The sequence below is a fragment of the Enterococcus sp. DIV1328a genome, from assembly GCF_050536905.1.
Taxonomy (GTDB): Bacteria; Bacillota; Bacilli; order Lactobacillales; family Enterococcaceae; genus Enterococcus; species Enterococcus faecalis.
In genome coordinates this window covers 2,178,016-2,200,962 of record NZ_CP172912.1, presented here as the reverse complement: position 1 = coordinate 2,200,962, position 22,947 = coordinate 2,178,016, and the positions used below count along the sequence as shown (strand labels likewise).

General features: G+C 37.3%; 21 protein-coding genes. 14 read left to right on the top strand and 7 right to left on the bottom strand.

Annotated features, from left to right (window positions below):
- Positions 1–115: 115 nt before the first annotated feature.
- A complete protein-coding gene (locus IGL93_RS10495) occupies positions 116–601 on the top strand; it encodes a hypothetical protein (protein ID WP_002356444.1) in 486 nt (161 codons plus the stop codon).
- 44 nt (positions 602–645) lie between these two features.
- On the opposite strand, the gene IGL93_RS10490 is transcribed toward IGL93_RS10495, so the two are convergent.
- The 4 genes from IGL93_RS10490 to IGL93_RS10475 all read right to left on the bottom strand — a co-directional run bounded on the left by IGL93_RS10490 (position 646) and on the right by IGL93_RS10475 (position 4,058).
- Positions 646–1,170: a GNAT family N-acetyltransferase gene (locus tag IGL93_RS10490; protein ID WP_010776053.1), complete on the bottom strand. Its 525-nt coding sequence runs from the start codon at positions 1,168–1,170 to the stop codon at positions 646–648.
- 16 nt (positions 1,171–1,186) lie between these two features.
- Positions 1,187–2,026, bottom strand: coding sequence for an NUDIX domain-containing protein (locus IGL93_RS10485; protein WP_002384084.1), 840 nt, complete (start codon positions 2,024–2,026; stop codon positions 1,187–1,189).
- A 144-nt stretch (positions 2,027–2,170) separates the two neighbouring features.
- Positions 2,171–3,358: a toxic anion resistance protein gene (locus tag IGL93_RS10480; protein WP_002356447.1), complete on the bottom strand. Its 1,188-nt coding sequence runs from the start codon at positions 3,356–3,358 to the stop codon at positions 2,171–2,173.
- Positions 3,359–3,377: 19 nt separating this feature from the next.
- Positions 3,378–4,058 carry a 5-bromo-4-chloroindolyl phosphate hydrolysis family protein gene (locus IGL93_RS10475; protein WP_010713149.1) on the bottom strand — a complete coding sequence of 227 codons (681 nt, stop codon included), beginning with the start codon at positions 4,056–4,058 and terminating at the stop codon, positions 3,378–3,380.
- Between the two features lie 402 nt (positions 4,059–4,460).
- On the opposite strand from IGL93_RS10475, the gene IGL93_RS10470 reads away from it, so the two are divergent.
- From IGL93_RS10470 to IGL93_RS10460, 3 genes are read left to right on the top strand one after another with little or no spacing between them, the layout of a single operon-like run.
- Positions 4,461–5,045, top strand: a complete 585-nt coding sequence (locus tag IGL93_RS10470; protein WP_002356449.1) for an NUDIX hydrolase — start codon at positions 4,461–4,463, stop codon at positions 5,043–5,045.
- Positions 5,042–5,338, top strand: a complete 297-nt coding sequence (macP, locus tag IGL93_RS10465) for a cell wall synthase accessory phosphoprotein MacP (RefSeq protein ID WP_002356451.1) — start codon at positions 5,042–5,044, stop codon at positions 5,336–5,338. Before IGL93_RS10470 ends, macP begins: the two co-directional genes overlap by 4 nt.
- 15 nt (positions 5,339–5,353) lie before the next feature.
- Positions 5,354–6,049, top strand: coding sequence for a 5'-methylthioadenosine/adenosylhomocysteine nucleosidase (locus tag IGL93_RS10460; RefSeq protein ID WP_002356454.1), 696 nt, complete (start codon positions 5,354–5,356; stop codon positions 6,047–6,049).
- Between the two features lie 66 nt (positions 6,050–6,115).
- Here IGL93_RS10460 and IGL93_RS10455 read toward each other — a convergent pair whose 3' ends face one another.
- A complete protein-coding gene (locus tag IGL93_RS10455; protein ID WP_010707201.1) occupies positions 6,116–6,382 on the bottom strand; it encodes a GIY-YIG nuclease family protein in 267 nt (88 codons plus the stop codon).
- The gene (locus IGL93_RS10450) at positions 6,372–7,106 is read right to left on the bottom strand and encodes a tRNA1(Val) (adenine(37)-N6)-methyltransferase (RefSeq protein WP_002356457.1); all 735 of its coding nucleotides are present in this window, start codon (positions 7,104–7,106) and stop codon (positions 6,372–6,374) included. Before IGL93_RS10450 ends, IGL93_RS10455 begins: the two co-directional genes overlap by 11 nt.
- A 188-nt stretch (positions 7,107–7,294) precedes the next feature.
- Here IGL93_RS10450 and IGL93_RS10445 point away from each other — a divergent pair, with 188 nt between their 5' ends.
- The 10 genes from IGL93_RS10445 (at position 7,295) to elrE (ending at position 22,006) form a co-directional block, all read left to right on the top strand.
- Positions 7,295–7,921, top strand: a complete 627-nt coding sequence (locus IGL93_RS10445; protein WP_002356461.1) for a lysophospholipid acyltransferase family protein — start codon at positions 7,295–7,297, stop codon at positions 7,919–7,921.
- A gap of 51 nt (positions 7,922–7,972) precedes the next feature.
- A complete protein-coding gene (locus tag IGL93_RS10440; RefSeq protein ID WP_002397872.1) occupies positions 7,973–9,241 on the top strand; it encodes an exonuclease SbcCD subunit D in 1,269 nt (422 codons plus the stop codon).
- Between the two features lie 4 nt (positions 9,242–9,245).
- Complete coding sequence (locus IGL93_RS10435; RefSeq protein WP_010776052.1) at positions 9,246–12,383, top strand: SbcC/MukB-like Walker B domain-containing protein; 3,138 nt, start codon at positions 9,246–9,248, stop codon at positions 12,381–12,383.
- Between the two features lie 19 nt (positions 12,384–12,402).
- On the top strand, positions 12,403–15,600 hold the full coding sequence (locus tag IGL93_RS10430; RefSeq protein WP_002362298.1) for a DEAD/DEAH box helicase: 3,198 nt from the start codon (positions 12,403–12,405) through the stop codon (positions 15,598–15,600).
- A gap of 67 nt (positions 15,601–15,667) precedes the next feature.
- Positions 15,668–16,573 carry an Rgg family transcriptional regulator ElrR gene (elrR, locus tag IGL93_RS10425; RefSeq protein ID WP_016618104.1) on the top strand — a complete coding sequence of 302 codons (906 nt, stop codon included), beginning with the start codon at positions 15,668–15,670 and terminating at the stop codon, positions 16,571–16,573.
- A 189-nt stretch (positions 16,574–16,762) separates the two neighbouring features.
- The gene (gene elrA, locus IGL93_RS10420) at positions 16,763–18,934 is read left to right on the top strand and encodes an enterococcal leucine-rich protein ElrA (RefSeq protein WP_010713154.1); all 2,172 of its coding nucleotides are present in this window, start codon (positions 16,763–16,765) and stop codon (positions 18,932–18,934) included.
- A 3-nt stretch (positions 18,935–18,937) separates the two neighbouring features.
- The gene (gene elrB / locus IGL93_RS10415; protein WP_002356469.1) at positions 18,938–19,306 is read left to right on the top strand and encodes an LPXTG anchor domain-containing protein ElrB; all 369 of its coding nucleotides are present in this window, start codon (positions 18,938–18,940) and stop codon (positions 19,304–19,306) included.
- A gap of 1 nt (position 19,307) precedes the next feature.
- The gene (gene elrC / locus IGL93_RS10410) at positions 19,308–20,090 is read left to right on the top strand and encodes a WxL domain-containing protein ElrC (protein ID WP_002362540.1); all 783 of its coding nucleotides are present in this window, start codon (positions 19,308–19,310) and stop codon (positions 20,088–20,090) included.
- 39 nt (positions 20,091–20,129) lie between these two features.
- Complete coding sequence (elrD, locus tag IGL93_RS10405) at positions 20,130–20,906, top strand: WxL domain-containing protein ElrD (protein WP_002362542.1); 777 nt, start codon at positions 20,130–20,132, stop codon at positions 20,904–20,906.
- Positions 20,907–20,980: 74 nt separating this feature from the next.
- Positions 20,981–22,006, top strand: a complete 1,026-nt coding sequence (elrE, locus tag IGL93_RS10400) for a transmembrane protein ElrE (RefSeq protein WP_002376547.1) — start codon at positions 20,981–20,983, stop codon at positions 22,004–22,006.
- Positions 22,007–22,042: 36 nt separating this feature from the next.
- Here elrE and IGL93_RS10395 read toward each other — a convergent pair whose 3' ends face one another.
- Entirely contained in the window at positions 22,043–22,756 is a 714-nt protein-coding gene (locus tag IGL93_RS10395; protein WP_002356474.1) for an HAD family hydrolase, read from the bottom strand.
- Positions 22,757–22,947: the final 191 nt, after the last annotated feature.

Below are 22,947 nucleotides of genomic sequence, written 5' to 3'. Positions count from 1 at the left end.
TCCGAACATAACAGATTAAATAATCCGCTTACTTATTATTCTTCTAAGGAAAAAACGAAGGATTTTAGCAAGGAAACAGCGTATCATTTGATATAAACCCAACATTCCCTTTATAATGAAAGTAACAAGCAAATTTTTGTTACTTAGAAGGGGAAGGGAGCAAGGAGTTATGTTTAGTTATACAGATACCATTTTGTCAATTATGCAAAGAATTGAAGTATACAACGAAATTTTCAAAGCCATCTCTAAAGAAGTTCAAGAATACGGTTGTAATCAGGCTGCACATCGGAGAGGCCGTGACACTTATATGTTTTGCCGAAATAATGTGAATCGTTTTTTTACAGAAGAAATGATGTTTCGTAAAAATTTAGAGCCGTATTATGATAAAGAAGCAACGAAAATCTTGCTAGAAGGATTAGATACGTATAAAGAAGGAGTATTTTTCTGGTTAGAGGCATTAAGTGAATCTTGCCAAGTGACAGATGAATTGAAATATCAATTAGGAATCCGCCAAAAAGAATCCTCTTATTTATTAATTAATCAAGCTTGTAAAGAAGCCTGTGAGGGCATTCAAAGCGCTCATAGTGTTCATAAGATGTAAAAAGTTAGGGATAGCTGTCAATCTGGCAGTTATCCCTAACTTTTTTATTTCAATATCATCTGATAAGCATAACGTTCGCCATCGTTAACATCTAAAATCACGTCACCTTGATAAACAAAGCCAGCTTTTTTAATCAGGTGCTGCATAGCGAGATTTTGTGGATGTGTATCAATTCGAATATCAGTAGCACCTTGCAAACGAGCGGCTGTAACCAGTGAGCGCAAAAGCACCAAAGCCAGTCCTTGACCTTGAAAGAAACTTTTTAGAGCAACACGATGAATTGCTGTATACGTAGCTTGAGAATGAGGTTGCCAAGAACCATTAAAAATCGCTTCATAAGCAGGATCAATCTCCGAACATAAAACACCAACGCCTGCCAAGGCATCATCAACCATTAAAATATAGCAAGTTTGCTGGTCGATATCTTTTGCTAAAATTTCTTGATTCGGGCCATCGTCGTTTTGCCATTGGGGAATGCCACTTTTTTGTAAGGTGCGGCGTCCATCTTCAATGATAGCAAGGATGTCAGGCAAATCAGAAGGTTCTGCTTTTCTTAAGTAAACAGTCAAAAAATATTCCCTCCTCTTAGAAACCTGTTGTTGTTTTCAATTGGTAAATTTTTGAAGGGCGGCCAATGCCAACGGGACGTTCACCTAACTCTTCAAAATATTGTGTCATGGCTTTTTTAAAATTTGAATGGTCAATGCTGCGATAATCAACGCCGAGGAACTTCGCAAAAACTTTACGGGCTTCCGTAATGGTGAAATCTTTTCCTAAGACTTGAAGCACTTGCGGTTCATGTTCCATTTTATCAACAACACGATTAAACGCCTTAATTATAATTTCACTATGGTCGAAGGCTAATGTATCTTTACCAAGAGAGGCCGCTGTTTTCAAGTCTAAAGTAATTTCCACATCTTCATGAGATAACGTGATATGTTGACCATGCCGTTCAAGATTGAACCAGTGGACTTCTTTGGCATCGTCGCCAGCAATTAAAGGTTCTTCACCAATAAAGGCTAAATAGCTGACTGTCACGACCCAGCCACGAGGATCACGATCTGGGCGACTAAAGCTGTGTAATTGTTCAATATTTTCTTGAGAAATCACCACACCAGTTTCCTCTTTTGTTTCTCTTAAAACACTATCTTCAGTAGATTCGTTACGATTAACAAAACCGCCAGGAAGCGCCCATGAGTTTCTAAAGGGGTGACCTTTACGTTGAATCAGTAAGACTTTTAATTGATCAGCTTCCTTGTTGTAACAAAGAAGAACCATATCAACGGTTAAAGAGGGTTTTTCATATTCAGGTAATTCTTGTTGATGATACCAAGTTAGAAACTCTGCTAAGCTAGCTTGGCGTTCATAATAATTTTTTTCTTCGGCTTTAGAAGCAAATTGTGGCACAATTGCTCCTCCTTTCAAAAAGAAACATGGTTTTCTTTTATTGTATCATTAAGTGGCTGAAATACAATATTCAAGCGTAAAAAGAAAAGCAAGCCTGGGACAAAAATCACTTTGGATTTTTGTCCCAGGCTTGTACTATAAGAAGTTTGTTCTAAACGTTGTTTATTGTGTTAATTCTAATAATTTATTTTTCAAATCTTCTTCCATATGGCCAAGTTCGATTTCGGCAGCTTGGCGTTTTTCTTTTCCTTCTTGTTGAATACGTAATGTTTCTTGGATAGTTTCAATTAAATCATTTTGTGTTTTTTGTAATGTTTCAATATCGACTAGGCCACGTTCGTTTTCTTTTGCTGTTTCAATTGCAGAAATTTTTAGCATTTCTGAATTTTTCTTCAGTAAGTCATTGGTGGTTTCAGAGACTTGACGTTGAGCAGTCACAGCATCTTTTTGACGGAGTAAGGTCAAGGCGATGACTACTTGGTTTTTCCATAACGGAATCGCTGTATTCACCGATGATTGAATTTTCTCAGCCAAGGCTTGGTTAGTATTTTGAATTAAACGAATTTGTGGGGCTTGTTGAATCGTAATTTGACGAGCCAAGCGTAAATCATGGGTTCTTTTTTCTAAACGGTCTAGGAATTGGTTATAATCATTAACAATTTGGACATCCATTTGATCCCCAGATTCTTCCGCTTTTTTCATGGCTTCAGGAATAATTTGCGTCCGTAGTTCTTCTGCTTTTAATTCCCCAGCGGCAATATAGATGTTTAAGGCATCAAAATAATCTTTATTTTTTTGATACAATTGATCTAACATGGCATTATCTTTTAAAAGACCATCTTTTTCATGGGTTAATTTGACAGCAATTTTGTCAATTTGCGCACCAATTTTTTGATATTTGGCGGTAATTTCGTAAACGGATTGTTTGACTTTACCTAACATTTTTTGAATAAAGTTGCCTTCGCCAGCACGTAATTCATTGGGATTGGCTTCATTTAAACGAAACATTAGATCGGTCAGTGAATCACCAACAGGACCAATGTCTTGTGCTTGAACGTGGTTTAACATCGCTTGCGAAAATTCGCCGAGTTTGATTTGGGCATTTGAACCATAGGTAATTACTGCTTGTGAATCTTGGACGTCAATTTTTGAAGCTAACTCTTTTGCTTGGGCTTGACGTTCTTGTGGTAATTTATCAATTAAACGAGGAGCTGCTTGCTGTTCTTTTAACTCAGATAGTTCATTTTGTTGCGTTGGTGTTAGTTCATCCATTGATGAAAATGGATTACTTAATAAATCATCCAATGTATTGGTTACAGATGTTGTTTCTTTGGGTTGTTGCTCAGTCATTTTTTTTCCTCCCTAATGATTATTGCTGGTCTTCGTTTACTTGAGGTGATTCCTCAGTTGCAGCTTTTTGCGACAAGCTGCTTTTAGCGATCGACATTTCGACATCTAAATCGTCTAAGTCATCGGAAACGATTTCCTCATAATCATTTTTAACTAATTTTGACAATTGGTCAATGATTTGTGCGCTTTCTTCTAATTTTTCATACGTTTGTTTGTTTTTTACTTCATGTTGTTCGATTTCTAAATGTTTACTTGTTAAGTCAACGATATTTGGTAAATGTGTATAGAGAAAGTGATTGGCTAAGTGTAACTTTTTAGGTTCTTTCACTAACTCTTTAAACAGAGCTTTAGAAACCTTCGTAGTATCATTACGTAAGTCAATCGCCCGTAATTTAGTTGAACGATTCATGTTTTCTTGTAATTGTATGATTTGTTTTTTGGCTGTGCTCATTGTACTTCTGAAAAAATCAATTTCTTGTGGAGATAACCCCAACTCACGATAATGGGCTTCTTTATCTTTTGTTAAGTAAGGCATTTGATCGCTCTTGTCGGCGGCATTTTTCTTTTTTCGATAGAGAACGAATCCTAAAAAGCCTACCAGAATCACAAAAGCGAAGAAGCCATATTCTCTAGCGACAGCAATGATTAAGGCTCCTAAAAGAATATAGCCAATCAGTAATTTTGTATTTAATTTGTTCATTTATATAGTTCCTCCTATCTATCTAATCCTCGAAAGAGTCAGCTCTCGTTACAATAGTTATTTTAGCATACTCTGTGAGAGAAAAGACATACAGCGGAAGATGTATTTTATGATTTAGTGAAATCCTAAGAAAAAAAGTATAAAACGCAAAAAAAGACCCGTCCTAATTGGGGGTAGGACGGGAAAGGAGTTAAAAATGAAAAAGTGTTTTGTTAGGGTTGTTTGTTGGTATGCTTAAATAATACAAGGAAGTTGTGAATTTTTTATGTCTATTTTTTTTCGAAAATGTAATTTTTTTCTAAAGCAATAAATTTTTTTCTTTGAAAAGGGTTTAACTAGAGAAGAAGGGGTGCGATTTTTATCATTTTAGGGTATGATAAACAAGAAAGGTTGGTGAAAGATATGTTAAATTATGAGGACTTCGAAGAAAAAACACTTCAACGTCGAGAAATTTTTAAAGGAAAGATTATTGATGTTTTTTTGGATGACGTGGCTTTACCGACAGGCGGCACTGCTAAACGCGAATTGGTTTTTCATTCAGGCGCAGTAGCTATGATTCCGTTAACCGCAGAAGGAAAAATCGTCTTAGTTAAACAATTTAGAAAACCCTTGGAACAAGTAATTTTAGAAATTCCGGCGGGAAAAATTGATCCTGGAGAAGAAAATCAACTGGAAACGACGGCTATGCGGGAATTAGAAGAAGAAACTGGGTATCGTGCAGGTCAGCTTACCTACATAAATTCAATGTATCTGTCACCAGGATTTGCTAATGAAAAATTGGCTCTCTATTTGGCAACGGATTTGCAGAAAGTCGAAAATCCGCGTCCTCAAGATGAAGATGAAATCTTGGAACTTTACGAGCTAACAATAGCTGAAGCCAAAGCAGAGGTGGCAAAAGGCACGATTTGTGATGCCAAAACACTTTTTGCTATACAATACTGGGAATTGTATTTACTGCAGAGACAGTTTAAGGAGGACACGCAATGAGCAAAGGTCCGTTAGTCACTCGGACAGAGCTTCGCAAACGCAGAGAAGCAGAAGAAAAAGAAGCGGAACGTCGTCAGCAAGAAGAGCAGAAGCTGGCGGAAAAAGCGTATAAGCGAAAAGAAAAAGAAATTTCGACGTTTTATCGTAAAGAAAAGAAAAAACAAAAACCAATCAACAAGTCACGAGTAGGAGAATACTCGAAGCGTCGAGAACGGAGTACTTGGTTAAACAAGGCAATTATTATTGTAGCGATTTTATTAGCCGTTGTGGCATATATCGTTTTGAATTTATAGAAAAGAGGAATCACTATGAAAATTGGAATTATTGGAGCAATGGATCAAGAGGTCAAAATTCTAAAAGAAAAATTGACAGACACAATGTCATGGGAACGAGCAGGCGCTTTATTTGTTTCTGGTTCGTTAGGAAGACATGAGGTGATTGTGGTTCGTTCAGGAATTGGTAAAGTGGCCTCAGCTGTGACCACGACTTTATTGATTCATCAATATGGCGTAAATATGGTGATTAATACAGGTTCTGCTGGTGGTATCGGTGAAGGACTAAAAGTTGGCGATTTAGTCATTGCAGACAAATTAGCTTACTTTGATGTTGATGTCACTGGTTTTGGTTATGCCTATGGACAATTGCCTGGTGGCGTGCCTTTGTATTTTGAAACAAGTGAATACTTGCGGATGGAAATTGCGAAAGCTGCTGAAAAAACTGGTTTAGCTATTCGTAAAGGATTGATTGTTACTGGAGATACTTTTGTGGATAGCGCTGAGAAAATCGCCAAAATTAAGAAAGAGTTTCCTGAAGCCTTAGCTTGTGAAATGGAAGGCGCAGCAATTGGCCAAGCGGCTTCACAGTTCAATATTCCATTCTTAGTTGTACGGGCAATGAGTGATACAGCAGATGGCGAAGCAACTCAAAGCTTTGACGAATTCATCGATGAAGCTGGGAAAAAATCAGCCGAAATGGTTATTCATTTTGTCGAAAACTTAGTTTAAAAAGAGAAAGAAACAGCCATCATTTCATCAATGAAATGATGGCTGTTTCTTTTTGCTTATTGTCACTTAATGGAAAGTTTTTAAATACTGTTCTTTTTGTTTGCGCGTTAATTTTTTAAAGGCGGCTTCGGCTTTGGTGGCCGCGCTACGTGTTTCAAATTTCTCTGTATGAATCATTTCGACTGGCCGTCGTTTGGCTAATCGAGTATATTTTGCACCAGTTCCGCTATTATGTTCGGTTAATCGACGTTCTGGCTCAGTTGTATAGCCACCGTAAAAGGAACCATCTTGGCAAAGTAAAACATAAAAATAATGGGATTTCTTATTCTCCATACAGCATAGCCTTCATTTCTGCTTCGTATTCGTTCTTTTCATTGTATGTAAAAAGAGGTGGTAACACACGAAAACCGTCTTTTTTGCCTTGTTTAATGCCTTCAATTAGTAAAACATTAGCTTCTTTGCCTGGCTTCGGATAAACAAACCGAGCTTTTTTCGGCGCAATATTGGCGTTTTCCATGGCATGTAAAATATCCAGGAAACGATCAGGACGATGAACCATTGCGAGGCGACCATTTGTTTTTAATAAATCCGCCGACACAGTGACCACTTCTTGAAGAGACGTGTGAATTTCATGACGGGCAATCGCTAAGTGCGGGTTTGGATTTTTTTGGCTAGTTGGTCGTTCTTTAAAGTATGGGGGGTTACATAGTACTAAATCCACAGAATCTTTTTTGATGACTTCTGTCGCTTGTTTTAAATCACGTTCATACATCGTTACTTGTTTTTCCAATTTATTTAATAGAATACTTCGTTGACCCATATCTGCCAAACGAGGTTGTAATTCGATTTGGTCGATCTTTGCAGCTGTTTTCCGACTAACGAAGAGGCCGACCGCGCCATTGCCAGCACACAAATCGACAATCTTGCCTTTTTTTGGTAGTTGCGGAAAATTAGCCAATAAGACTGCATCAATGGAAAAAGAAAAGACTTCTTTACTTTGAATAATTTGAATATCATCCGCATATAATTGATCAATCCGTTCGCCGGATAATAACATAGATTAAGAACCTCCAACTTTTCATCTGATTGTTCATGTATTATACTACTTTTAAACCCGTATGACAAAATCTGTTCCCTAGATTAGTAGGGACATGTTATTTCTCTAATTGATAGACGTAAAAAAAGCTTGTCAAAAGGTAGAGCTTTCGGCATACTAGAAAGCGGAGAGAAGAAAGGAAGAAAATTATGTTTTTTACATTTATGCGTGGCGTGGTTCGCGTCATTTTATTTGTGATTAATGGAAATGCACATTATGAAAATAAAGAAAAATTACCAAAAGACCAAAACTATGTCTTAGTTGCGCCGCATCGAACATGGTGGGAACCGCTGTATTTAGCTGTTGCTGGCAGTCCTAAGAAGTTTAGTTTTATGGCAAAAAAAGAGTTGTTTAAAAATCCTGTTTTACGTTTCATTTTAAAACATGCGAATGCGTTTCCGGTGGATCGTGAGAAGCCCGGTCCCAGCGCGATTAAAACACCTGTCAAAATTTTAAAAAATTCTGATTTAAGTTTGATTATGTTCCCCAGTGGTACGCGTCATTCCTCAGAATTAAAAGGCGGGGTAGCCTTGATTGCTAAAATGGGGCGAGTACCTATCGTGCCATCTGTTTATCAAGGTCCGTTAACTTTAAAAGAGTTGTTTAAACGTAAAAAAGTAACGGTTCGTTTTGGGGAGCCAATCGATATTAGCGATATTAAAAAAATGGATAAAGACGGTTTAGCTGAAGTAGAACGTCGGATGCAAGAAGCATTTGATCAGTTAGATAAAGAAATTGATCCAACTTTTAAATATGAATCAACAGAAAAAGAATAAAACAAACCGCTACAGAATAGGAATGTTACTGGCAGGTAGTTTCATCAAAAGATGATGCTCCCTGTCTTTTTTCTTGCGTTAAGAAAAAAGTTTGTTAAAAATCTAATTCTTCTGTCCGATTTTCTTAAAAAATACCAGAAATTTGTTATAATAATAAGAAGGACTTTTTTAGGCGGTGAAAAAATGAAATTTTTACATACAGCAGATTGGCATATTGGCAAAAAATTACATGGTTTTGATTTATTGGCAGAACAAAGGGAAGCCTTTAAACAAATCTTAGCAATTGCGAAAGAAGAGCAAGTGGATGCTGTTGTGATCGCTGGAGATTTGTATGATCGCTCTGTTCCAGCGGTTGAAGCAGTCGAGATTTTTAATGAAATGATGATTCAAATGAATCTCAAAGAGCATTTCCCCGTGTTAGCTATTTCGGGAAACCATGATAGCAGCACTCGTTTAGAAACAGGAGGCCCTTGGTTTAACCAAACGCAATTTCATTTGAATACGCGTTTAGAACAAGCCTTTCAACCAATTGAAATCGACAATACCCAATTTTATTTGTTGCCTTATTTTGAACCGATTGCGGCTCGCTTATATTTTGAAGATGAAACGATTCGAACGATTCAGGCGGCGATGGAAAAAGTTGTCGCGAAAATGCAAGAATCTTTTCTCCCCAACAAAAAACAAGTGTTAGTTAGTCATTTTTTTGTCGCTGGCAGTGAAAAAACTGATTCTGAAACAAAATTAACAGTGGGTGGTTTGGATGTTGTACCGACGGCTTTGTTAGAGCCTTTTGATTATGTCGCGTTGGGCCACTTACATGGAAAAAATGCGTTGCAGGCACCTAATGCTCGATACAGTGGCTCGCCTGTAAAATTTTCTTTATCAGAAATGACACAAGAAAAGGGTGTTTGGCTTGTTGAAACAGAAGCTGAAGTTCATTTTAAATTCCGTACTTTGAAACCATTGCGAGACATTCAACAATTGACGGGCTCGTTTCAGCAGTTAACGGATCCCGCTTTTTATCAAGAAGTGAATCGGGAAAATTATTTACATGTCCAATTAACCGACCGAGCGATCATTCCCAACATGATGAATCAATTGCGAAAAATTTACCCCAAAATTATTGGGTTGGAACGTTTGAATGGTCGAGAAACAAGCAACGGAAATCAGAAAAAAGTGGTACAAATAGAACAACGTTCACCAGAAGAACATCTGCATGACTTTTTTAACGATGTGACAGGAGAGGCCTTGACAGAACAACAAGCACAATGGGTCCAAGAAGAACTGAGTACACTTAATCAATTAGAAAGAGGGAAGTAACAGGATGAAACCATTATCTTTAACATTGAAAAACTTCGGACCGTATATTAATGAAACCATTGATTTTACGAAGTTTGAAGATTCTTCACTTTTTCTAATTAGTGGAAAAACAGGGTCTGGGAAAACAACGATTTTTGATGGAATGAGCTATGCTTTGTTTGGTGAAAGTTCTGGAAAATTACGTTTAGGCAAAGAAATGCGTTCCACATTTGCTGACCCCTCAGAAGCCACTGAAGTTACTTTGCTTTTTAAACATAACGAGTATCTCTATGAACTGAACCGCCTTCCCGAACAAGAACTTTTTAAAAAACGTGGCACAGGAGTCCGTAAACAAAGTGCCAAAATTTCTTTAATTGTCAAAGATGCTCAAGGGAAAGAACTACGAGCCTATTCTAAAAGACGTGAAGTGGACGAACTCATTCAAGAATTATTGCATTTGAATGCCAATCAATTTGCTCAAATTGTATTGTTACCACAAGGAGAGTTTCGGACTTTTTTAATTGCTAAAAGTGATGAAAAAGAAAAGGTTTTGCGTAATTTATTCGGAACAGAATTGTATCAGTTGTTCAGCGAAAATTTAAAAGAACGCTTAAAAATTGCCAATCAAGAGATTCAAGAAACCCAGCAAAAAATTGAACTGAAAACAGAACAGTTGCATTGGTCAGAAGAACCTGAACCGACAATGACACTTTTTGAAAAACTTCAATTATTAGAAAGCCAACAACAAGAGGCTCAGCAACAACTATTAGTTGAAAGAGAACAAATTGCAACCTTAAAACAAGCCAAACAAGCAAAAGAGCAAGTTCGTTATGCTATTGAAGAACGACAAAACTTGCAACAGCAAAAAGAAGAATTACTGGAAAAGAAAGCAAAACAAGCTGAACAGGAAACCGTCATTGAGCGGTTAAAGGAACAGATTCAGCAATTAAAATGGAGCCAAAAACAGCAATCTTTAGCTGAAAAAGTCTTTGAAAAACGAAGCGAAAAACAACAAAAAGAACAAGAAACAAAGTCCAAACAACAAGCTCTCATGGAAACGCAACAAGCATTGACAGATTGGCAAGCAATCATGAGTGAGTTGGAAGAACAACAACCATTGATTGCTGAAAAACAAGAACATCTTCAAACGATTCAACGTCAATTACCACAATACCAAGAATATGAACAGTTAGCTCAACGAAAAATAGCAGAACAAGCCAATTATCAAGCCATTCAAAAAGAGTATGAATCTTGCCAACAGGAAAAAACAACATTAGCGGATAAAGTGGCGACAGCCAAACAATTTATTGAACAAGAAGGAACACTTGAAAAAGCAAATTTTGAATGTTCTAGTGTAGCAGATCATTGGCAAAATTTTGTAGAACGTTGGCAAAAAAATCAAAAAGCTTGGCAAAAAATTAGTCAAAACCAAGGGGAATTGCACGAGTTGACACAACGGTTTGCTGTTGAACAGCAACAAAAAAGCGCCGAAGAAGCGAAGTTGCAGACAAAGAAAAGTCAATGGGCCTCTTTACAAATCCAACGATTAAGCTTGTTACTTGAAGAGGGGGAACCTTGCCCAGTTTGTGGCTCTTTAGAACATCCAAAGCAACAAACTCATCAAGAAGTTTCCTTAGAAGAGATTAATCAAGCGGAACGGGAATTAACGGAAGTTGAAAAAACGGTTCAACGATTTACTGAAACGCTCTCTGCATTAGGGGCGGAAAAGCAACAGAAAGAAAGCCAATTACAAGAACAGGAAGCTGCGTATACTGAGGAACAAGAACAATTAGCAGCGCAGTTTGCTGACTTGCAGTTGCCGTTAACAGGACTAACTTTTTCACAAGTAACACCTGCAGAAATTGCGGAAGTTGAGTCGCAATTAGCTAAAGAAAAACAACAAATAGCACAAAAACTAACGGAAATTTCAGTCGAAAAGGACCGTCTGACGGAACTAGAAGAACAAGTAGCTGAAAATTCTCAACGCTTTGAAGTGCTCCGACAACAAGTAGAAACAATGCAACAAAGTCTGGAAAGAATCACTATCCACCAGCAAATGATTGCTAGCCAATTATTGGATGCAACCGTCACATACGAAGAAATGACTAAACGACAAGCTTTGCGTCAAGAAGAACTCTCTGCATTTGAACGTCAAAAAGAAAACGTGACGACACAAGGAGAAACCTTGAAGAAAGAAGAAATGATCCTTGAAAGTACGTTGACTCATTTGGAGAAAGAACAACAAACACTTCAACAAACAGTCGCACAACTTGAGAGTCAGTTAAACGCAGTTTTAACGGAACAAGGAGTGACAGAGGACCAATTGACGGAGTGGTTGAAAGAGGTACCGACACTAGAAAGTCAGCAAGAACAAATTGCTTTATTTGAACAAGAGCAAACCCAACTGACTATCCAACTCGCTGAAATTGAAAAAAAATTATCTAGTGATACGTTCCCAGAATTATCTTTAATCACCACAGAAATTGAACAAATAACACAACAAATTGAAGAACAAGAAAAAGAATACTATCAACTGCATGAAAAAATGCTGAACAACCAACAGTTGGTTCAAGAAATTAATGCGCAAAGAACAACAATTGAAGACAAGTTTGAGGAAGTTGCTGCACTACAACAATTGGCAGATACGGTGAATGGCAATAATCCTAAAAAAATTAGTTTTGAACGGTATATGTTACAAACGTATTTAGAAAGAGTGCTGACAGTCGCTAATCAGCGTTTAGACCGCCTGACCAATAGTCGTTATCAATTTGAATTGAATCACGAAGCAGGCAGTTATCGGAATCAAACGGGGCTAGAAATCAATATTTATGATGACAATTCGGGGACGGTGCGCAGTGCTCACACGTTATCAGGCGGGGAAAGTTTTATAGCAGCGTTAGCTTTGGCACTTTCTTTAGCAGAAGTGATTCAAGAACAAGCCGGCGGAGTCTTAATTGATGCGTTGTTTATTGATGAAGGCTTTGGTTCCTTAGATGAAGAAGCATTGGAAATGGCAATGGAGGCGTTAGAAACGATTGAAAATGAAGGCCGCATGATTGGGATTATTAGTCATATTGGCGAATTAAAAGCACGAATTCCACAACAATTACAAATAAAAAGCAATGGGAATGGTCAAAGTACCGTTCACTATCAGCTAGCTTAGTAGAAGAGGAGGTGAGTCGATGAAATGGAGTATTCCAGAGCGAATCGTTGAACAAGGGCGCGAATATATGCAAGAAGGCCGGGTCTTATCTATCGTTCAAAATCCAGAAAAAAGGATCTGGTTGTCTGAGGTTTTAGGGGAAGAACTTTATCTTGTTGAATTGGATGGTACCGCCAAAGAACAAGATGTTTGTGAATGTCAATATTGGATGGAACATGGCTATTGCAAGCATACAGTGGCAGTTGAACTGGCACTGAAACAACGAGGCGTGTCAAGAATTATTCAAGCGAATCAAACAGTCAGTTTTGAGAAAACAAATCGATCAACAGCTGAAATGTTTACCAAAGGCTTTGCCAAATTAAGCAAAGCTTCTGCCGAAGTTCCCTTGCAGCCTTTACGTTTAGAATTTCATTTAGATGTGATCGAAACGAATAATTACTATCCAGAATTATCAACGATTGGTCTTTCTTTAAAAATTGGTTTGGAAGGCACCAAACCTAAAACATATATTGTGAAAAATATTGGTGATTTTTTACAAGCATATGAAAAAGAAATGACCTTTATGGTGAATAAACAACACCAATTTACCTTGCTACATGATTCTTTTTCAATGGAGATTCAAGAAATTTTAACAGAACTTGCGGCAATTTATCATACCAGCCAATTATTAGGTGCAAACGGTATTCAAGTTAAAGGGAAAATCGACAAACGTTATCTATTATTACCAATTGATCGCAGTCAATCGTTAGTTGAAAAAATGAATCGAACGGGTCAGTTTATATTGACCAATCAAACTCATAAGTATCGCTATCTAACGTTCAAAGAAACCAGTTTGCCACTTACGTTTACAGTGCAAAAAACCGAGGAACAAAGCTTCAAATTAACTATTCAGAATCCTATTACAACGTTTCTAGCCCACTATCACTGGGCGATTGCGGATCAAACGGTTTATTTACTAACAGAAGAGCAGGAAGCCATCTACACCACGTTACTTCAATTAATGAAACGCTTGGAAGAGCCGTCAATTATTTATGAAAAAGAAACAGTTTCTGATTTATTTAGTGAAGTGTTACCATTATTGGAAAAAATTGGTCGAGTGTCTGTTGAAGAATCAGTTGAAGAATTAGTCGTCCATCATCCTTTAAAAGCAGTCTTTATTTTTAAGAAAATTAAAGGTCGGATTAACGCTCGGATTGACTATCACTATGGAGAAGTCATTTTCTCGACAAACCCGAAATATGCTCAATTACCTGAAGTCAATCAAGAAATCGTTCGAGATAAAGCAAAAGAAACAGCAATTAAGCAGCAATTTCAACAGTTTGCCTATCAGCAAACAACCACAGGCTTTGAAAAAGTCTTACCTGCTGGAGAGTCCTTGTATTATTTCTTTAAAGCCGAAGTTCCAGCTTTCCGTCAATTAGGAGAAGTTCGGATGGGACGGAAATTACGGGAATTGTATTTAGATGCCCAGCATCATCAACCAACGATTGAAGTTGCGGAAGGGGATTCTTGGTTGGATATTCGGTTTGATGTCACTGGCATTGATGAAACCGAAATCGATGCAGTATTGACTAGTCTGCTACGTAATGATGCTTTTTATACGTTAAAAAGTGGTGAAATTCTTGCTTTTGACTCAGAGGAATTTTTCCATACAAGTGCAATTTTAACGAAGCTGCGAAAAAATATGCATCAAGAAGACAATGTCATTCATGTGCCCAAAAACCAAGGCCTCATGATCGAAAGTTTATTAGAAGACAACGAGCGGGCACATTTTTCAGATTCCTTTAAAAAAATGGTCACGGATTTAACACATCCAGAAAACTTTGAAGCGCAAGTCCCCAAAACCTTACAAGCAACGTTACGCCATTACCAAGAAACAGGGTATAAATGGCTGAAAATGCTTAGCCATTATCAATTTGGCGGTATTTTAGCTGATGAAATGGGTTTAGGGAAGACACTACAAACCATTACCTATTTACTTTCGGAAAAAGAAGAAGAGCGCTTGAAAGGGACAGCTTTGATTGTCGCTCCTGCAAGTTTAACCTATAACTGGTTAGCCGAAGTCAAACGTTTTGCGCCAACCTTAAATGTTCAAGTGGTTTCTGGCAATCGCCAAGAACGAGCAGCGCTTTTACAAAATAGCACCGAAGATATTCTGATTACTTCTTATGCAAGTATGCGACAAGATGTTCAGCTTTATCAGGAAATGCGTGTCGGCTATTTGATTCTAGATGAGGCCCAAATGGTTAAAAATAGTGGGACTAAAACGGCGCAAGCCTTAAAAAGTTTAAAAGTACCCCAACGTTTTGCATTAAGTGGCACACCAATTGAAAATAATTTAGATGAACTGTGGTCAATTTTTCAAATGATCTTACCGGGATTGTTCCCAGGCAAAAAAGCCTTTCGAGAAATTAAGCCGGAAGAAATTGCCAAAATGATTCAACCATTCATTTTACGACGAGACAAGAAAACGGTGCTCGCAGACTTACCAGAAAAAATTGAAAATAATATGTACAGTGTCTTAACAGAAGAACAAAAAACGGTTTATTTGGCCTATCTAAAACAAATGCAAGCAGATGTCAGTCAAATGGATCAGGCGACCTTCAAGAAAAATCGCATGAGTATTTTAGCAGGCTTGACCCGTTTACGACAAATCTGTTGCGATCCGCGTTTGTTTATTGAGGATTACACGGGAGGTTCTGGCAAAGTGGAACAAGTCAAAGACTTTTTAGTGGCTGCCAAAGAAAACAATCGTCGTGTCCTATTATTTTCTCAGTTCACAAGCATGCTTTCTATCTTAGAAAAAGAATTGAATGAATTAGGCTTAGAGACGTTTTATTTACGAGGAAGTACGAAGCCTCAAGATCGGTTAACGATGGCGAATGCTTTCAATGAAGGAGAAAAAGATGTCTTCTTAATTTCATTGAAAGCAGGGGGAACCGGACTAAATTTAACTGGTGCAGATACAGTTATTTTATACGATTTATGGTGGAATCCCGCAGTCGAAGAACAAGCGGCTGGTCGGGCACACCGCATGGGACAAAAAAAAGTTGTTGAAGTGTGGCGGATGATTGCAGAAGGAACGGTTGAAGAAAAAATGAATTCCTTACAGCAAGAGAAACGCGAGCTGTTCCAAAAAGTGATTCAAGGAAATGAAGAGCAATTAGCGAAAATGACGGAAGAAGATATTCGCACAATTTTAAGCATTGGAGAATAGCCGTTCAACTTAGTTGCTATCTTATTTAAAGAGAAATGGAGTAATTCGTTTGAAACAAAAAGAATATATGGAATATCGGCCGCTAGGTGAAGAAATTGAACGGATTCGTAAAGGAAAAAATATTCCTCTGCGTGTCTTTGATGAAAATGGTGTTTCTAGTCGAAGTTATCAACGCTTTGTCCAAGGAAATAGTGAATTGCGTATTTCGGATTTAGCCATTATTGTCGAAATCTTGTCTATTTCGCCGATGGAAATGACAGAAAAATTAACGCCAATGTCCAAAACAGTTTTAGCTAAGGAGCAGTTTAATCAAGCAATCTTTAGTAAAAATTTTCAAGAAAGTAGTCGAATCGTTGCAGATTATCGAGCGTATTATGATAAATCGTCTTTTGCTTTAGGAAAGCAAGAAGTAATGTATTCGATGTTGGCGTTGGAATATCTTTTTAACCCTCAAACGGTTGTGACAAAAGAGGAAATTATTGCATTAGAAAATCAGATTCTGGAACGATTAATTAATGCCGATGTGTATACTATTTTTAATTTGAAATTTTTAGCATTACAAAAAAACGTTGGCTTGCAGCCGTTTCCAACTTCGTTACTTTTTCGTGTGCTACAATCTGTCAATGAGCGGGAAATTATTGATATTCGCTCGCTAGAAATTATCGAGCAAGTAATTATTGATTTTTTATTTGCGGCGATTGTCAGCCAAAATGTTCCCCATATTCTTCATGTATTAGGCATGTTTAAAGAATATGAAGTGGGTGAAAATAACTGGCGAATGATCCTCTGGAAAAAAATAGCAGAAAAAATAGAAATGATTTTAACCAATGAAGAAATATTCGCAGATTGGTCAATCTTTAAAGAACAAATCCTCTTATCTATCACATTGTTTTTACCAAAAGCCAAACAAGAATTTTTTGCTGGGCAATTGGAAAAAATAGAGGATAGTTTAAAAGAAATAAAAGAAAACTAGGCATAATTGAGAATTTGTCATAATACATTCTGGTTGTGTTTAGCGACAAAGAGCGCCAAATAGGGGTAGAAAACCCTATTTGGCGCTCTTTGTCTTGTCTATACAAATTAATTTGGACAGTTTGTCGTAATTGAACCCATTTTCAGTTGATATTCACTATAATTAAGAAAATATCAGGAGGTGAAGTTTATGAAAAAAATGTGCATCTCCGCAGTTAGTGCCTTACTTTTGGCTAATAGTTTGCTACTTCCTGTAACAACTTTCGCCGAAACGACCGAAACAATCGCATCCTCCAGTGAAGAAAATGTTTCATCTGTTTCAGAAGAAAAGATTCCAGAAACTTCATCAGCAGAAGAGCAAAATTCAGCAACCAGTAGTTCGGAGATTCCCCAATCAGAAGAGTTAACGACTGTTGAAACAAGTGAAGAGCCGCCAAATGAAGCACTAGCGATAACGGAAGCACAACTGATGATGCCCCAATTATACGCAGGTGCTGTCTTAGATAAAGCGACGCCTATCAGTACACTATTTCCTGATCCAGCCTTTGCGGAAAATATCAGAAAACAGTTAAGCAAATCTCGGACCTCTAATACTGTCACCCAAGCAGAATTGGATAAACTGAATAAAGTTATTTTAGAAAATGTCGTTGTTTCTAATGTGGAAGGAGTTCAATACCTAAGAAACTTAGAAGAATTATCTTTTCAAGATTCGCTCAATGTAACAGATTTGAGTCCTTTTGCTAAAGGTGAATTTAAGCTATTACGTTTTTTATATATGAGAAATAATAAAATAGCTGATCTTAGTCCGTTAGGTCAAGCAGGATTAATTAGTTTAGAAGGCTTGTATGTTGAGAACAATCAATTAACGACATTAAATGGACTTGAAGGAATGGCTGCTTTAAAAAATTTAAGTATCCAAAATACGACAGATCATCCGTCAAAAATCACGCCGAATAATCGAGTGACTTCCTTCGACCCGCTTCGTTCTCTTCGTAATTTAGAAACCATTTGGGCTGCCAATAATCAGATTGCTACTTTAGATGGGCTTACGGAAGCAAATAACCTACTCCGTCTTTATGTGGAAAATAATCAATTAAAAACAATTGCGCCCTTGGCGAATAAGCCACGTCTAGAAGAGTTGAGTATTATGAATCAAACGATTGCTAGTCTGGAAGCTTTAAGCACTGTTCCTAATCTGCGTGTACTGTATGCAAGAAACAATCAAATTTCTTCCTTGGCACCGTTAGAGAAAACACTCAATCTAACAGTTTTAGATGTGGGAGAAAATCAAATTTCAGATATCAGTCCGTTAAAAGGCTTAACGGCCATTACAGGGCTAGATGTATCTAATCAAATGATTATCTTATCTTCTGTCGATTATATTGCTGGGAAACCACTGCAATTAAAAAATAAGGTGGTATCTCGTGATGGTCAACTATTTCCACCGCTGACGATTAGCCCTTATGGAAGTTACGATGCCACAAAAGGACTGTTTGAATGGAATTTACCCAAAGCTCATGAAGGCGTTTCTTATATCTGGGAATCAACAGATAAAGCATACTTAGGGAACTTTTCTGGAACAGTCGTCCAACCTGTCAAAGAAGTTTTCTTAAGTGAAACGAAACTATCTTGGTCAAAAGAGCGTATAGAAAAGTCGATGGAAAAAACAATCGATATTGATGACTTTCAAAAAACAGCCCTGCCTTTTTATTGGCAAGATGTCGATGCTGGGAATAGATTACAATTTATTGTCAAAAAAGAGGGCCAAGAAATCCAGAAATTAGCAGATGAAACAACCACTAATTCTAAAACATTTAAGGAAAAAGCCTTGTTATTACCAGAACTAACTTATGGAAAACAGCAGTTGGTCGTGGAAGTCTATGATAAAGGCTACAAGATTGATGAATTAGCGCTAACAGTCACTGTGGTTGGCTCTGTCAGGTTCAAAACGGTACCCACAGCGATTTCCTTTGGGAATGAGCTGCAAATCGCTAGTAGCACGACCCAATATCCAATTGTTTCCATGGATCAACCATTAGTGATACGGGATACTCGTCAAACGGGGAATAATTGGTCGCTTGCACTAACCGTTACTTCTGATTTCAAATCTGAATCAGGTGCTACGTTGCCGAATATTTTAAAATTTAGAACCAACCATCGCTTACAGGACATTCCAGAAGGCCAATCGATTCTTGTTCACAACCAAGTCAATGGACATCAAGAAACAAATATTTCTGATCAATGGAAAGAAAATGACCAAGAGTTGTTATTATCTGTTCCTGGAGGGACGGCCAAAGCAGAAGAATACGAAGCAAAACTAACTTGGCACTTGATGGACGTACCTGATGGCAGTGCAAAATAGGGGGTGAGTCTTATCAAAAAAATAGTTAGCGGTGTATTGCTATTAGGATTGATTTCATCAGTTGATGTATTTGCTGAAACAAATGCCTATCCGACAAATGCAGAAGTTTCTTTTTATGGCGAGTATGAGCCACCAGCCAACAAAGAAAAACCAGATGGTAAGATACCACAGCGTTTCCCCAAGCAGTCGGAAGCAATACCAGCAGTGAGTGGAGAATCATTGAAGCATTCAACAAGTAAAACGGTTGATCAAAAAGGCTCAGGCTTCTTACCTCGAACTGGTACTAAACAGCAACAAATGTTTAATTATCTCGGAATAATAGTCATCTTTATGGCTAGTTTTATTTTAAAAAAAAGAAAGAAGGAACAATAAAATGAAAAAAATTATCTTATCAACAATCCCCGCTATCACTTTAGGCGTGGCTATTGCACCAGAAGTGAATGCAGAAGAAAAAAACTATGAATCAAATGCCATCGTAGAATTTACGCCGGATACCTCTATCAACAAACCTGTCGATCCAGTGAATCCAGATACCGAAAAACCTGTTGAACCCTTTGACCCAACGACACCAGACACTGGTAATAAGCCAAATGAAGGAACAACTGGTCCACTAAGTATCGATTATGCTTCTAGTTTAGACTTTGGCAAAAATAAAATTTCAAATAAAGATGAAAAATATTATGCAAATCCACAATACTTTTTCTTGGCAGACGGTTCTGGTCCTGATTTGACTAATCCTAAACCAAATTATGTACAAATTTCCGACAAACGCGGAACGAATGCCGGTTGGGCCTTAACAGTTAAACAAGAAACACAATTAACAGCGACAAAAGAAACATTAAATAAAGTTTTAGACGGTTCAGAAATTAAATTAAGTCAAAACAAAGCAGTGTCTAATTCCAAAGCAGTCACACCAACTGCGCATGAAGTAACTTTAGTAGCTGGCGATTCATCAAATGTGATGTCTGCCGCTGAAGGTCAAGGTTCTGGAACTTGGCTTAGTGCGTTCGGTGGGATTGAAAAAGTGGAAGTTGACGGTGAAAGCGTAGATAAAAATACAGCGATCACATTAACTGTACCAGGAGCAACACCAAAAGATGCTGTTCAATACAAAACTGTTTTAACATGGACAATCGCTGATTTACCAAGCGTATAATTATTGAAACTATAACAATAGAAGAGAAGGAGCACTAACATGAAAAAAATGACCATCGCAAGTAGCTTAATTTTAGCAACCATCGCGGTAGGCACACTACCAGTTCAAGCAGAGGAAGTGGCTAATCGCGACACAGATGCTATTGTAAAATTTAAAGCACCAGATGAAAAAGACCCCAACAGCAAAAATCCTGTAGTGGATCCAGAAGACAAAGACGGCAAAGATCCTGTGACACCTATCGACCCAGTAAATCCTGACAAACCAGTTGATGAAGGTTCTACAGGCCCCTTAACCTTGGACTATGCTTCAAGTTTAAACTTTGGTGAAAATATCATCAGCACAAAAGATGAAATCTATTTTGCATCAGCACAAGTTTTAAAAGATAAAAATAATGTTGAAAAAACGGGCCCCTTATTTGCTCAAATTACAGATAATCGTGGAACTTTAGAAGGCTGGACTTTATCTGCAAAACAAAATTCTGCATTTACTTCTGCTACAAAAGGTCAGACGCTTGAAGGAACTGAAATTGTCTTTCAAAATGCTTCAGCTGTGACAGCAGGACAAAGCGCTGCACCAACAAGTTTAGCGAGCGTAACTTTTGGTACAGTTGGTGAAAGTCATAACGTGATGGTAGCCGCAACAGATCAAGGTGCTGGGAAATGGTCATACTTATACGGCAATGCTAGTTCAATTGCTGAAGTTGACGGCCGTCAAGTAATGAAAGATGTTCAATTAAAAGTGCCAGGTAAATCAGTTAAATTAAACGATGCCTACAAAACAACAATTACTTGGACATTAGCTAATACGCCAGTATAAAAAGAACCTTTTTGGAGAAAGGAAGAGGGGAACTCAGCCTTTCTCCTTTACATAGAAATGGAGTGTAGAGCGAAATGAAAAATAGATATTTTATTCTGATGATCCTAAGTTTTTATTTCTTTGCTTTTGGGATTGAAACCTCAGCAGCAGAATTACGATTTAGTGTTGAAACAGAAATTCCAGAAAACCAAATAGATAAAACAAAAACATATTTTGATTTAATGATGAAACCAGACCAAGAACAAATTTTGAAAGTTCGAGCGGCCAATAGTACAGATGAAAATTTAGTGATTGATGTTAGTGTGAAGTCGGCCACAACAAACAGCAACGGAGTGATTGAATATGGTGAGTCGTTGACAGCATTAGATAAATCTGCACCAGCAGATTTATCAGAAATCATTCAACTGAAAGACGGCGGTGAGAGTGTTGAATTGCCTGCTAAAAGTGAAAAAGTAGTTGAATTGCGAGTGAAGATGCCTAAAGAAGAGTTTTCAGGGCAACTAGCGGGCGGGATCACGTTTAGTGAAAAAGTCGATGAAACGAAAGACAAGCAAAAAGAAAATACAAACGGCTTAGCAATTGAAAATCGCTATGCCTATACAGTAGCTGTTTTACTTCGAGAAAATGAAACAGTTGTACAACCAGAATTGTCTTTAGAGAAAGTTGAACCGACGCAAAGAAATGCGCGCAGTGTTATTTCTGCAACACTGTTAAACCATGAAGCAGCCTATCTTCAATCAATGAAAGTAACGGCAAATGTTAAAAATAAGAAAACAAATAACGTTATTTTAGAGAAAGAACAAGAAGATATGCAAATGGCGCCCAATTCAATTTTTAATTTCCCTATTCCTTATGAAGAAAATGAAATGGAAGCTGGGACGTATGTATTGGCAATGACTGTGGAAGGCTCAGGAAAAAAATGGCAATTTACGAAAGAATTTACGATCTCAAAAGAGGAAGCAAAAACATTTAATGAGAAAGATGTAACCGTCAAAAAAACGGAATCTAAACTTATTTATCTCTTAATCGGTTTATTGATCCTTTTACTGATAATTTGCCTGTTCATCATTTTACGTCTGAAAAAACAAAAAAATAAATAAAAAAAGCCGCTCTTCAATTTGAAGAGCGGCTTTTTTTTAAAGATTAAATAATTTCTCCACAGTCGGACAAAGTTCGGTGAAACAAGTGACTTCTGCAAGGTGTGATGCAGGTTGGCAACTTGGTAGTTCACGAGAGCGGTGGTTAAACCAAAGAGAATGCCAGCCACCATTACGTGCGCCTACAATATCATTGTCATAACTATCACCAACATATAAAGTATGTTCAGGTTCCATACAAAATTGATTACAGGCTAAATCAAAAATTTCCTTTTCAGGTTTTTGAAAACCCGTACTTTGAGAAATAATGATATTTTGGCTTGGAACCCATTTTTCAAGATTCAATTGTTTAACTTTTTTAAATTGATGGTCTGTTGGACCATTTGTAATAATCCCCATCGGAATTTCTTTCTCTTGTAAAGTATCAAGAAGCTTAGTAACTTCTGGATGCATCGTAATATTATCCAATTCTTCTTCATAAACTTGTTGGAAAATTTTTCCTTCTTCTTGTGAAATTCCTGGATAGTTTAGATCCTTTAATGTTTCATTCATTCGGAAAAACCGCATGAAATCTAGGGACCATTCATTGGCTAAAACTTTCGGAAACGTTTCATCGCTGTGGTGTCTAAAACGAAGATACAATTCATGCATATCCTCTGTCGCAACGTTCGGGAAAATTTTAGTCATCGCATTTCGAAAGGGTTGTTGCTGATCGTACAGCGTGTCATCAACATCAAAAACAATGGTTCTCATTTAACAAGTGCACCTCTTAACTTTTTTACAAAACTTTTCATATGTTATATTGTAGCCGATATTTTCACAAATAAATAGAGTATTTTTCACTGTATTTCAAGGTTTTGTACAGAAATCAAAGCCTTGCGGGAAAAGACAATTATAGTTATTTTTACCGAAAAAATGGAAACGATAAATGAAAAAATATTCTG

Coding starts and splice junctions, on each gene's coding strand:
- elrC (WP_002362540.1), top strand. CDS start 19,308: ATGAAAAAAATTATCTTATCAACAATCCCCGCTATCACTTTAGGCGTG.
- IGL93_RS10445 (WP_002356461.1), top strand. CDS start 7,295: ATGTTTTTTACATTTATGCGTGGCGTGGTTCGCGTCATTTTATTTGTG.
- macP (WP_002356451.1), top strand. CDS start 5,042: ATGAGCAAAGGTCCGTTAGTCACTCGGACAGAGCTTCGCAAACGCAGA.
- IGL93_RS10455 (WP_010707201.1), bottom strand. CDS start 6,382: ATGGAGAATAAGAAATCCCATTATTTTTATGTTTTACTTTGCCAAGAT.
- IGL93_RS10435 (WP_010776052.1), top strand. CDS start 9,246: ATGAAACCATTATCTTTAACATTGAAAAACTTCGGACCGTATATTAAT.
- IGL93_RS10495 (WP_002356444.1), top strand. CDS start 116: ATGAAAGTAACAAGCAAATTTTTGTTACTTAGAAGGGGAAGGGAGCAA.
- IGL93_RS10475 (WP_010713149.1), bottom strand. CDS start 4,058: ATGAACAAATTAAATACAAAATTACTGATTGGCTATATTCTTTTAGGA.
- IGL93_RS10470 (WP_002356449.1), top strand. CDS start 4,461: ATGTTAAATTATGAGGACTTCGAAGAAAAAACACTTCAACGTCGAGAA.
- IGL93_RS10395 (WP_002356474.1), bottom strand. CDS start 22,756: ATGAGAACCATTGTTTTTGATGTTGATGACACGCTGTACGATCAGCAA.
- elrD (WP_002362542.1), top strand. CDS start 20,130: ATGAAAAAAATGACCATCGCAAGTAGCTTAATTTTAGCAACCATCGCG.
- elrR (WP_016618104.1), top strand. CDS start 15,668: ATGGAATATCGGCCGCTAGGTGAAGAAATTGAACGGATTCGTAAAGGA.
- IGL93_RS10430 (WP_002362298.1), top strand. CDS start 12,403: ATGAAATGGAGTATTCCAGAGCGAATCGTTGAACAAGGGCGCGAATAT.
- IGL93_RS10460 (WP_002356454.1), top strand. CDS start 5,354: ATGAAAATTGGAATTATTGGAGCAATGGATCAAGAGGTCAAAATTCTA.
- IGL93_RS10450 (WP_002356457.1), bottom strand. CDS start 7,106: ATGTTATTATCCGGCGAACGGATTGATCAATTATATGCGGATGATATT.
- IGL93_RS10480 (WP_002356447.1), bottom strand. CDS start 3,358: ATGACTGAGCAACAACCCAAAGAAACAACATCTGTAACCAATACATTG.
- elrE (WP_002376547.1), top strand. CDS start 20,981: ATGAAAAATAGATATTTTATTCTGATGATCCTAAGTTTTTATTTCTTT.
- IGL93_RS10440 (WP_002397872.1), top strand. CDS start 7,973: ATGATGCTCCCTGTCTTTTTTCTTGCGTTAAGAAAAAAGTTTGTTAAA.
- elrA (WP_010713154.1), top strand. CDS start 16,763: ATGAAAAAAATGTGCATCTCCGCAGTTAGTGCCTTACTTTTGGCTAAT.